This window comes from Methylobacterium sp. A52T, from assembly GCF_053346095.1.
The window spans coordinates 1-9,825 of record NZ_JBKFBI010000184.1; the positions used below are offsets into that span (position 1 = coordinate 1).

The 9,825-nt window shown below is 73.3% G+C and carries 8 protein-coding genes, 1 other RNA gene and 1 pseudogene; 2 read left to right on the top strand and 8 right to left on the bottom strand.

The genetic code is table 11. The features are described 5' to 3' along the window. The 7 genes and pseudogenes from ACLBYE_RS27725 to ACLBYE_RS27755 form a co-directional block, all read right to left on the bottom strand. Positions 1-232 (bottom strand): annotated as a pseudogene (locus ACLBYE_RS27725) (methyl-accepting chemotaxis protein); the annotation flags it as partial. Between the two features lie 279 nt (positions 233-511). Beyond that, positions 512-1,525 carry a peptidoglycan -binding protein gene (locus tag ACLBYE_RS27730; RefSeq protein WP_447696635.1) on the bottom strand — a complete coding sequence of 338 codons (1,014 nt, stop codon included), beginning with the start codon at positions 1,523-1,525 and terminating at the stop codon, positions 512-514. Continuing rightward, positions 1,525-2,514: a flagellar motor protein MotA gene (locus ACLBYE_RS27735; RefSeq protein ID WP_447696636.1), complete on the bottom strand. Its 990-nt coding sequence runs from the start codon at positions 2,512-2,514 to the stop codon at positions 1,525-1,527. Before ACLBYE_RS27735 ends, ACLBYE_RS27730 begins: the two co-directional genes overlap by 1 nt. Positions 2,515-2,721: 207 nt before the next feature. Continuing rightward, a complete protein-coding gene (locus ACLBYE_RS27740; RefSeq protein WP_447696637.1) occupies positions 2,722-3,540 on the bottom strand; it encodes a TIGR00282 family metallophosphoesterase in 819 nt (272 codons plus the stop codon). Positions 3,541-3,543: 3 nt separating this feature from the next. Next, complete coding sequence (locus ACLBYE_RS27745; protein ID WP_447696638.1) at positions 3,544-4,161, bottom strand: 5-formyltetrahydrofolate cyclo-ligase; 618 nt, start codon at positions 4,159-4,161, stop codon at positions 3,544-3,546. Continuing rightward, positions 4,151-4,307, bottom strand: a non-coding RNA gene (ssrS, locus tag ACLBYE_RS27750) — 6S RNA. Before ssrS ends, ACLBYE_RS27745 begins: the two co-directional genes overlap by 11 nt. 69 nt (positions 4,308-4,376) lie before the next feature. After that, on the bottom strand, positions 4,377-4,631 hold the full coding sequence (locus tag ACLBYE_RS27755; RefSeq protein WP_354456151.1) for a hypothetical protein: 255 nt from the start codon (positions 4,629-4,631) through the stop codon (positions 4,377-4,379). 434 nt (positions 4,632-5,065) lie between these two features. Between ACLBYE_RS27755 and ACLBYE_RS27760 the strand changes: the two genes are divergently transcribed. Then, positions 5,066-7,171 carry a GumC family protein gene (locus tag ACLBYE_RS27760; protein ID WP_447696639.1) on the top strand — a complete coding sequence of 702 codons (2,106 nt, stop codon included), beginning with the start codon at positions 5,066-5,068 and terminating at the stop codon, positions 7,169-7,171. Next, positions 7,168-8,466, top strand: a complete 1,299-nt coding sequence (locus tag ACLBYE_RS27765; protein WP_447696640.1) for a VpsF family polysaccharide biosynthesis protein — start codon at positions 7,168-7,170, stop codon at positions 8,464-8,466. Before ACLBYE_RS27760 ends, ACLBYE_RS27765 begins: the two co-directional genes overlap by 4 nt. A gap of 35 nt (positions 8,467-8,501) precedes the next feature. Here the strand turns inward: ACLBYE_RS27765 and ACLBYE_RS27770 are convergent, their stop codons facing one another. Continuing rightward, positions 8,502-9,746 (bottom strand): glycoside hydrolase family 5 protein, encoded by a 1,245-nt coding sequence (locus ACLBYE_RS27770; RefSeq protein ID WP_447696641.1) that lies wholly within the window; start codon positions 9,744-9,746, stop codon positions 8,502-8,504. Positions 9,747-9,825 lie beyond the last annotated feature (79 nt).

Genomic DNA, 9,825 nt, shown 5'->3' on the forward strand with positions numbered 1-9,825 from the left:
GGGTCTGACGGGCGGGGCGGGCCGGGAGCCGGCCCGCCGCGTCGCCCGCCGCCGCGGCGGACGCGGCGTCGTCCGCGGCCGGCACGCCCGCGCGCAGATCCGTCAGCCCGTCCTCGAAGACCCGCACGGCCGCGGCGATCGCGCTGGCCTCGTCCCGCAGCGCGACGTGCGGCCGGGGGTGATCGTCGGCTCCGGGCCGAACCGCGTTCAGGGACAGGCTGAGCTTCGACATCGATATGGTCTCCCTGGATCGGCCGCACCATGGGGCGTCAAGGATAACGATGCGTTAATCCAGCAGAGCCGCGGCGCGCACAGGAGGAATCGGCGCCCGCCGGGGGAATTACGGCCTAAATCTTCCGGGTTATGGCGGTCAAAGCTGTCGTAAGACAATCGGATGCTGGCTTGATCGGCACATGCACCTCGGAACGCGGAGCGAGATCGCCGCGAAACTCGTCTCCGGACGCGGGCCGCGCGCCGACACACCCTGTGGCGCCGCGGCGGTCCGACAGCGCTAGCGCTCGGTGAGCTTCATCTCGATCCGGCGGTTGCGGGCGTAGGCTTCCTCGGTCGCCCCGGCTTCGAGGGGCTGGAACTCGCCGAAGGCGCCCGCCAGGAGGTGCTGCGGCGGGATCCCCTTGCCGGCGAGGAACTGCACCACCGCGATGGCGCGCGCCGCCGAGAGGGACCAGTTCGACGGGAACTGCGACGTGCTGATCGGGCGCGCGTCGGTGTGCCCGTCGACGCGGAGCACCCAGGGCAGGTCCGCCGGGATCTGCTTGGCGAGCTCCGAGACCGCGCCGGCGATGCGGTCGAGCTCCGGCCCGGCCTCGGGCTTGAGGGTCGCGGAGCCGGCCGGGAACAGCACCTCGGATTGCAGCACGAAGCGGTCGCCGACCACGCGGATATCGGGCCGGTTGCCGAGGATCTGCCGCAGGCGGCCGAAGAAGTCGGACCGGTAGCGGGCCAGCTCCTGGACCTTCTGCGCGAGGGCGACGTTCAGCCGGCTGCCGAGCTCGGCGATCCGGGCCTGGGATTCCTTGTCGCGGCTCTCGGAGGCCGCGAGGGCGTCCTCCAGGGCGGCGAGCTGGCGGCGCATGGCGCTGATCTGCTCGTTGAGCAGGTCGATCTGGGACTGCGCCCGCCGGGTCGCGCCGCGCTCGGTCTCCAGCTGCTTGTCGAGGGTGCCCGCCGCGCCCTGGCTGACCGTCGCGGCCTCGGCCTGCACTTTGGCCCGGTCGCGGTCGGCCTCGACGCCGGCCAGCGTCGTCCGGAGATTGCGGGCCTCCTCCTCCTGGTTGCGGCGGTTCGTCCGCTCCAGGGCGAGAAGGTCGGTGAGGTCGGCGATCTGGCGGTTGAGCCTCGCCAGGGTCTCGTCCCGTCCGGTCAGCTCCTGCGACAGGAAGAACTGTCCGACCACGAAGACCGTGAGCAGGAAGACCACCGACAGCAGCAGCGTGGCCAGCGCGTCGACGTAGCCGGGCCAGACGTTGAGCGTCCGCCGGGTCCGGGTCGCCGTGGAGGCCACTAGACGCGCTCCCGGCCCAGCCGGTCGAGCACCTGCTTCAGCTCGCGCTCGCGGCTCGCCTGCGCCTCGACCCAGTCGCGGATCATCTGCTGCTCCGCGCGCATGTGCTGGACGAGGCCCTGGATGCCCTCGGCGAGGTTGGTCATCGCCTGGGTCGCCGCGCGGCTGCCGCCGCCCTCGGCCACCAGGGCGCTCAGGCGGTCGACCGCCTCCTTCAGCTCCTGCGTGCCGGCAGCCGGCCGCGCCGCGGTCGCCGCCGCAGCGACCGGCGCCGTCTCCGGGGCTGCCGCGCCGGACATCAGCCAGTCCTGCAGCTCGTTGTGGAACCGGGCATGGGCCTGGCCCGCCTGCAGTTCCAGGAAGCCGGTGATCAGCGACGAGGCGAGGCCGAACAGCGAGGCCGAGAAGGCCAGACCGATGCCCGAGAGCGGCACCGCGAGGCCCGATTTCAGCTCGTCGAACATCACGCCGGCATCGCCGCCGCCGCGCATGCCCTTGATGACGCCGCCGACTGCCGACAGCGTGTCGATGAGGCCCCAGAAGGTGCCGAGCAGGCCGAGCAGGATCAGGATCCCGGAGATGTAACGCAGGATCTCGCGGCCCTCGTCGAGGCGCACCGCGATCGTGTCGAGGTAGCCGGTCGTGCCCGGGAGGGTGGCTCCGCCGGCCCGCGCGGCGATCGTCGGCGCCATCGGCGCCAGCAGGGCGGGCGGCTTCTTCACCTGCGCGCCGCCCGCGACGGCGTTGACGTAGGCGGTCTCGCGGAACAGCCGGACGACCTGCCCGAAGGCGATCAGGACGGCGATCAGCAGCACGCCGAGGATGAGCCCATTGAGCCCGGGATTGGCCAGGAAGGCCGGTGTGATCTGCCGGAACAGAATGAAGGCCAGGAAGCCTACAAGGATCAGGAAGATGACCATCCGCCCGAGATAGATCCCGGGCTGTGCCAGCGGCCCATTCTTGTCGTCGCCGGTTTCTCGGGCGGCCATCGATCGTTCTAGCCTGATCTCACCACGCGGCAGCCGGCCATCGGCGCCCCTCGGGGGGCACTGTGGGGGTAGGCCCGCACGCGATCAAGTCTCGGGAAGGTCACCGCGGAGCTATGCCCAGGCCGATCGAGACCAGTCCCGCACAAAAGGCTTAGCGGCCCGCGACCGGCTTACGCCAAACCGGCATCCACCGGTCCGAACGGGACGCTAATCCCAGAAATGCGGGGCGGTCTCCTCGAGATTCGGACCCAGGCGGAGGGCCGCGACCCGCGTGGCGAGGCCGCGCCCGTCCGTCTCCACCGCGATGCCGCACAGGGTGCCCTCGCCGACGGCCACCTCCCAGCGGGAGCCGGGCGTCTTCTGGATCATGCGGCGGATCGGCTCGTCCTTCTGCATGCCGATCACCGAATCGTAATCGCCGCACATGCCGGCATCCGACATGTAGGCCGTGCCGCCGGGCAGGATCCGGTGATCCGCCGTGGGCGTGTGCGTGTGCGTCCCGACGACGAGGCTCGCCCGGCCGTCGAGGTAGTGGCCGAAGGCCTGCTTCTCGCTCGTCGCTTCGGCGTGGACGTCGACGATCACCGCGTCCGCCGCCGCGCCGAGGGGGCAGGCGGTGAGCTCGCGCTCCACCGCCGCGAAGGGGTCGTCCATCGCGTCGAGGAAGACCCGGCCCATCACGTTGACCACGAGGACGCGGGCGCCGCCCTGGGTCTCCACCACCGTGGCGCCGCGGCCCGGCGTGCCGGGCGGATAGTTCGCCGGCCGCACCAGGCGCGGCTGGCGGGCGATGAACACCATCGCCTCGCGCTGGTCGAAACTGTGGTTGCCGAGGGTGACCGCGTCGGCACCGGCCTGGATCAGCTCGTCGCAGATCGTCTCGGAGATGCCGAAGCCGCCGGCCGCGTTCTCGCCGTTGACCACCACGCAGTCGAGGCGCCAGCGCTCCCGGAGCCGCGGCAGGTGCTCGCACACCACGGTGCGGCCCGAACGCCCGACGACGTCGCCGAGGAAGAGCAGGCGCATGGGTCAGGCGGTCCTGTCGCAGCGGATCACGCCGTCTTCGGTGATCACGAACTGGAGGGGGCGGTCGTGCGGCTCAGCCGGCACGCGCTCAACCTCCTGGGCGGCGAAGCCGATGCCGACGGTCAGGACCGGGCGTGTCCGGGACAGGCGCGCGATCGCGCCGTCGTAGTAGCCGCGGCCGTAGCCGATGCGCTGCCCGGTCCGGTCGAAGGCCGCGAGCGGCACGATCAGCGCGTCGGGCTCCACCGGCGGCAGCGACGGGTCGGGCTCGCTGAGGCCGAACCGGCCGGCGACGAGGGCGTCGCCGGCGCGCCAGTCCCGGAACACCAGGCCGTCGGGCGTGACGTGCGGCAGGGCCACGGCCTGCCCGCGGGCGCGCAGGCCCTCGGCGGCGGGCCGGGGATCGACCTCGCTGCGGATCGGCCAGAAGGCGCCGACCAAGCGGGCCCCCGCGAGCTCGGGCAGCGCCAGCAGCGCGTCCCCGATCGCCGTCGAGGCCGCCTGCCGGGCCGCGGGATCGAGGGCGTCGCGGGCGGCGAGGGCCGCGGCGCGGAGTTCCGCCTTGCGGGCGGCGTCCGGAGCCTCGGTGCCGGATCTGGGAGAAGTCGGGTGCGGAGCCACGTGAGCCGTTGGAGGATCGATCCCGGGAAACCTACAGCGTAGGTGGGCGCCGTGTTGGCCAAGTCCAGGGACGAGGCCAGGGACAGCTCCCGAGGGAGTCGATAAGGCCCCGGGGATAGTGCTCCTGACGAACTCTGCAGCCCCGCTCCCATCATGTAGCGGTCCCGGCGCGTTCCCGCCAGGGCCGGGCGCCGCAAAATCCGCGGGCCGCTCCGTCAGGCCGGCCCGCCCGCCCCGTCCTTCGTCCCGGCGGCCCGCGCCCGGGCCACCGCCAGGATCGCGTTGCGGCCCTCCTGGTCGGCGATCGACTGCCACAGGCCGATCAGCTCGCTGAGCTCGGCCAGCGGGCGCGGCGCCGGCGCCCCGAAGAAGGCGGCGAGCGGGACGCCGGTCGCGGCCGCGATCCGACGCAGGCGCGCGCTGGCGTCGCGCCGGCCGCCGCCCCGGTCCTCGACGCCGATCGCTTCCATGGCAGAGCACCTGAATTAGAGTACAGACCGCAGCTTGAAGCGATTGTTGCCTCTCGCAAGAACCAATACAATTTATCCGATCGGGGAATAGAGCAGTCCGAAGGCGTTATCCACGCCGATGTCTGAACGCTCGGGCCGGATTCGGCGGGCGCTGCGGCAGCGCGGCGTGCGGGATATCCGGTCGCGCCCTCAGTGGGCCGCCGCGATGCGACGCCGCGTCCGCGCCGCCGACACGCTGCAGCAACACCGGGACCGCGATGAACGAGGCGGGCGCGGGAGCGCGCCGCGCGGATTTGATTTACCACGCTCCCAGTCATCCGGGCCGCTCCGGCGCGGATCGCGGTCCCGATCCATTGTCAGGAGGCTGCGCGACTCTTGCAGTGGGTAAGGCACCCGCGAGGGACCGACCAGGTTTGAGACGACGGTGACCGATCGTGGCACAGATCGACCATAACATCGCTGTCGCGACGTGGCTCACCCCCGTGCAGCCGGCCCATCCCGAGCGTCCGGGCCCGAACCGTCCCGACACGACGGCCGAGCTGGGCGACCTGTGGCGGATCCTGTGGCGGCGCAAGCGGCTGGTCTTCGGGACGGCGCTGCTGCTCGGCCTGCTCGCCCTCGCCTACGCGCTGATCACGCCCTCCCTCTACACCGCCACGGCGCAGATCCTGATCGATCCCCGCGACCGCCAGGTCGTCTCGAACGACGTCAATCCCGCCGGGCTGTCGCCGGACGGCGGCATCGCCCAGGTCGAGAGCCAGGTGAAGGTGATCGAGTCGGACGCCGTGCTGGGCCGGGCGGTCGATCAGGTCGGGCTCGCGACCACGCCGGGCTTCGGCGCGCCGCAGGACGGCGTCGTCACGCGGGCCCTCGGCGAGCTCCGCGCGCTGGTGGCCGGGCCGAGGGCGGAGCGGCCCGTCGACGCCCGCGGCCGGGCGCTGGACCAGCTGCGGCGGCGGCTCGCGGTCAAGCGCGCCGACAAGGTCTTCGTCATCGATCTCGTGGTCACCACGACGGACCCCGACCTCTCGGCGCGGATCGTCAACGCCATCGCGAGCGCCTACCTGACGGACCAGACCGACGCCCGCTCGGACGCCGCCAAGCGCGCCGCGGGCGAGCTGCGCGGCCGCCTCGACGAGCTGCGCAACGCGGTCAACGCCGCCGACAAGAAGCTCGAGGATTACAAGGCGCGCAACGGCCTGATCGCGTCGAGCGGCCGACTGGTGAACGAGCAGCAGCTCACCGACCTGAACGCGCGGCTGGTCGCCGCGCGGGCGCGGACCGCCGACGCCAAGGCGCGGCTCCAGGGGATCCGGGAGGCGCGCGGGCAGGCGATCGGGTCCGGGGCGATGCCGGAGGCGGTCCAGTCCTCGGTGATCGAGCGCCTGCGCGGGCAGTACGCGGAGCTCGCCGCCAAGGAGGCGGACCTGCGCACCAATCTCGGCGAGCGCCACCCGTTCATCGCCGCGGTGCGCGCCCAGATGCAGGACGTCCGCCGGCTGATCGACGCCGAGCTGAACCGCATCGCGGGCGCCGCCGAGACCGAGGCGCAGCGCGCCCAGGCCAACGAGCGGACCCTCGCGGCGGAGCTGGAGCGCCTGCAGCGGCAGTCGGCGGTGAACGCCCAGTCGTCGGTGCAGCAGCGCGAGCTCGAGCGCGAGGTCGACGCGGCGCGCTCGGTCTACAACGCCTTCCTGGTGCGCGCCCGGGAGATCAAGGAGCAGACCAGCATCGACAGCTCGAACGCCCGGATCATCACCGCGGCGCGGCCGCCGCAGGATTCGAGCTGGCCGCCGCGGCTGATCCTGGTCGCCGCCGCCCTCGCGGGCGGCCTCGGCCTCGGCGCCGGCCTCGCGCTGACGCGGGAATATCTGGCGCCGACCGTGCTCTCGCCGCGGCAGCTGGAGCGGCTGTCGAACGCCCCGGTGGTGGCCGTGCTGCCCGGCCTGCGGCCGCGGGGCGCGAGCGCGAGCGCCGCGAGCCTGACCCTCGACCACCTGGCCGCGACCTCTGGCATGAGCGGCCACGCGCTGGCGCTGCTCGTCACCTCGGGGGAATCCGACGAGGCGGAGCGCCAGGCGGTGATCGGGCTGCTCGCCGCGGTCGCCGTCGCGCGCGGCGACCGCGTCCTGCGCGTCGACGCCGACCTGCGGGCGGACGGCTCCGGCACCGGCGGCCTCCTCGACGTGCTCCGCGGCGAGCAGAGCCTCAACGCCGTGACCCGGACGGACCCGGCCTCCGGCGCCCGCCGGGTCGGGCTCGGCGACACCGAGAAGCCCCTGCGCGATGCCCTGACACCCGCCAATGTCGAGCGCTTCATCGCGGGCGTGAAGGGACGCTTCGACCTCGTGCTCGTCGACGGCGGCGTGCTGACCGAGAACCTGCGGCTCGGTCCCCTGGCGGCCGCCGCCGACCGGCTGCTCCTCGTCGCCTGCAACGGCGCGACGCGCCAGCGCGACCTGATCGACCTCGTCGACACGTCGGAGGCGCTAGGCCGACCGATTTCCGGCTCTTTGCTCCTGACCCGGCGCAAGGCGTGAGGACCCTCCGGCAGACCGGCTTCGCGCGCCGCCACGATTCGGCGGCGCGCACGGGTCCGGTGTTGCGCGCCCTGCTGCGGGCGGAATCGGTGGCCCTCTCGGTCTGGGTCCTGCTCCTCGTCGGGGTCTCGGGCGGCCTCCTGTGGGCGCTCGGCCTCAATTACGAGGGGATCACCGGCTCGGCCGCCTCGAAGATCCACCCCGCCACCTACCTGGCGGTCGTCCTGATCGGCTGGACCCTGATGCGCGCGGGCAATCCGGTGATCCCGGTGGCCGGGGCTCTGAACCGGCGGCCGGCCAGCGTGCTCCTGGCCGCCTGCGGCGTGCTGCTCCTCGCGCTGATCGCGGCCCGGGGCGGCGCGGGCCTCGCCGGCTCCATCGACACCTTCGTGCTCGCCGGCCTCGTCCCGATCCTCCTGATGGACAGGGACGCCGAAACGCTCGGGCGGCTGGAGACGATCTTCCACATTTTGATGCTCGCCAATGCCCTGCTCGGCCTGTTCGAGCTCGCGAGCGGCCAGCGCTTCTTCCCCTACCGGTTCGACGGCGTGGCGTTCGAGTCCGACACCCGCTCGGCGGCCCTCCAGGGCCACCCGCTGGCCAACGCGACCATGACGGCGTGCTACATCCTGGCGCTGGCCAAGGGCGGCGGCCGCCTGGCGCCGATGCCGCGCGCCGCCATGATCGTCCTCCAGCTCGTCGCCCTGGTCACGTTCGGGGGCCGCTCGGCCACCGTCACGACGCTGATCCTCGGCGGCGCTGTCGGGCTCGTGGCCCTGAACCGCACCCTGCGCACCGGCCGCGTCCCGCTGGCGGCGGCGGCCTGCGCGTGCTTCGCCCTGACGTTGCTGCCGGTCCTGGTCGCGGTCCTCGCCTCGGCCGGGTTCTTCGACACCCTGCTGGACCGGTTCGTCTCGGATGGCGGCAGCGCGCAGGCCCGGGTCGACATGCTCACGGTGTTCGACGCGATCCCGTTCCGGCAGCTCCTGCTCGCCCCCGACTTCCTGCAGGTGAACACGCTGCGCCGGATCTACGGCCTGGAATGGGGCATCGAGAACTCGATCATCTCGGCCGTGCTCTACCACGGCATCCTGGTCACGGGGGTGCTGGTGATCGCGGTGGGGCTCTACCTCGCGGAGATCGCGCGGGATTGCCGGCGCGGCGTCTGGCTACCGATCCTGGCCTTCGTGATCCTCGTGAACACGTTCGAGGGCCTCGCCGGCAAGACGACCCTGCTCGCCAAGTTCGCCCTGATGCTCATCGTCCTGTTCCCGCCCCTTCCGCGCCGCGGCTGAGAGGGGCCCGGGCCGCGGATCGGTCGGGGGCCGCCTCAGGGCCGGGCCCGCAGCCCGAGCGCCGCGATCAGGCCGGGATCGGCGACGTGCGCGTCGTCCATGAGGCCGAGGCCGTCGAACAGGTTCCAGAACGACCACGCGAACCCGTTCGCCTCCGCCGCCAGCCGCACGTCCCGGATGTAGGCGGCCCGGTCCGGGGCCCGGGACGCCGTGAAGCGGGCATCGGTGCGCAGGGCGCCGAACTCGCCCATCAGCACCTGCCCCCGGGGGATCCCGTAGAGGTCCGCCCAGGTCGCCACCGGCGCCATCGCGTCGGCGATGTAGGCCGGACCGGGCGCGGCCTCGAAATACTCGCGCAGCTTCGCCTCGATGACCGCGCGGTCGCGCGCCTTCTCGGCCTGCGGCACCGCGCGGTCCGCGTCCATGCGCGCCCGCACCGCCGCGAGGGTCTCGCGCAGCGTGCCGCGGCTCCCGGGCCAGGGCACGGCGGTGAGCCAGCGGTAGAACGGCTCCTCGGTGAGCCAGGTCGCCCCCTGGTGGGAGAACAGGTACGGCTCGTAGAAGTGGAACGTGTAGAGGAGCGGCGCGAACCGCGCGAGCGCGGCCGGGTCCAGGGCCGTCAGGCCGGCGACGAGGCTGCCGCAGGAGCCGGTCGCCACGAGGGTGAGCGCCGGCGCGGCCGCGCGGGCCGCCGCCAGGAGCCCGTCCTGCACCCGGTTCCAGGCGCCCGCGCCGCAGGCCTGCGGCGGCTCGTTCACCGGCTCCAGGGCCGCGCGATCCGTGCCCTTCCGCGCGCACAGGCGCGCGAGGTCTCCGACGAGGTCGCGATAGGCCGCGAAGAGCGGCGCCCGGTCCGAGCCGTAGAACGCGTCGGGCGTGTAGTGGTGGGTCGCGGCGTTCGCCTGGACATTGACCAAGACGCGCAGCCCGGCCGCCAGCGCCGCGTCGACGGCCTCCGACAGGGTGCCGAGGAGTTCGGCACGCCGCGACCCCGTGAAGGCCACGAACGGCCCGGGATCGAGGGGCAGGCGCACGAAGTCGAAGCCGAACCCGGCGATCCGGGCGAGGTCGTCGCGGGTCGGCACCGGCCGACCGGCCTGGAAGGGCGGCCACGCGTAGTCGGTCCGCGGGGGCGGGTACTCGGTGGTCAGCGAGAACCAGGGCCAGAGGGCGATGCCCCGGCGCAGGGCGATCGGCGCGGGACTGCCCTGGACGGGCCGGACACCCGCACCCGCCGCGAGGGCGCCGGCGAGCACCGACCGCCGGCTGGGGCCTACCATCTCGGACCGGCCGGGGCGGCGACGGGCTCGGCCGCGGTGGCGCGCGCCGCGCGGTCCGGGGCCGGCGGGTAGCCGCCGA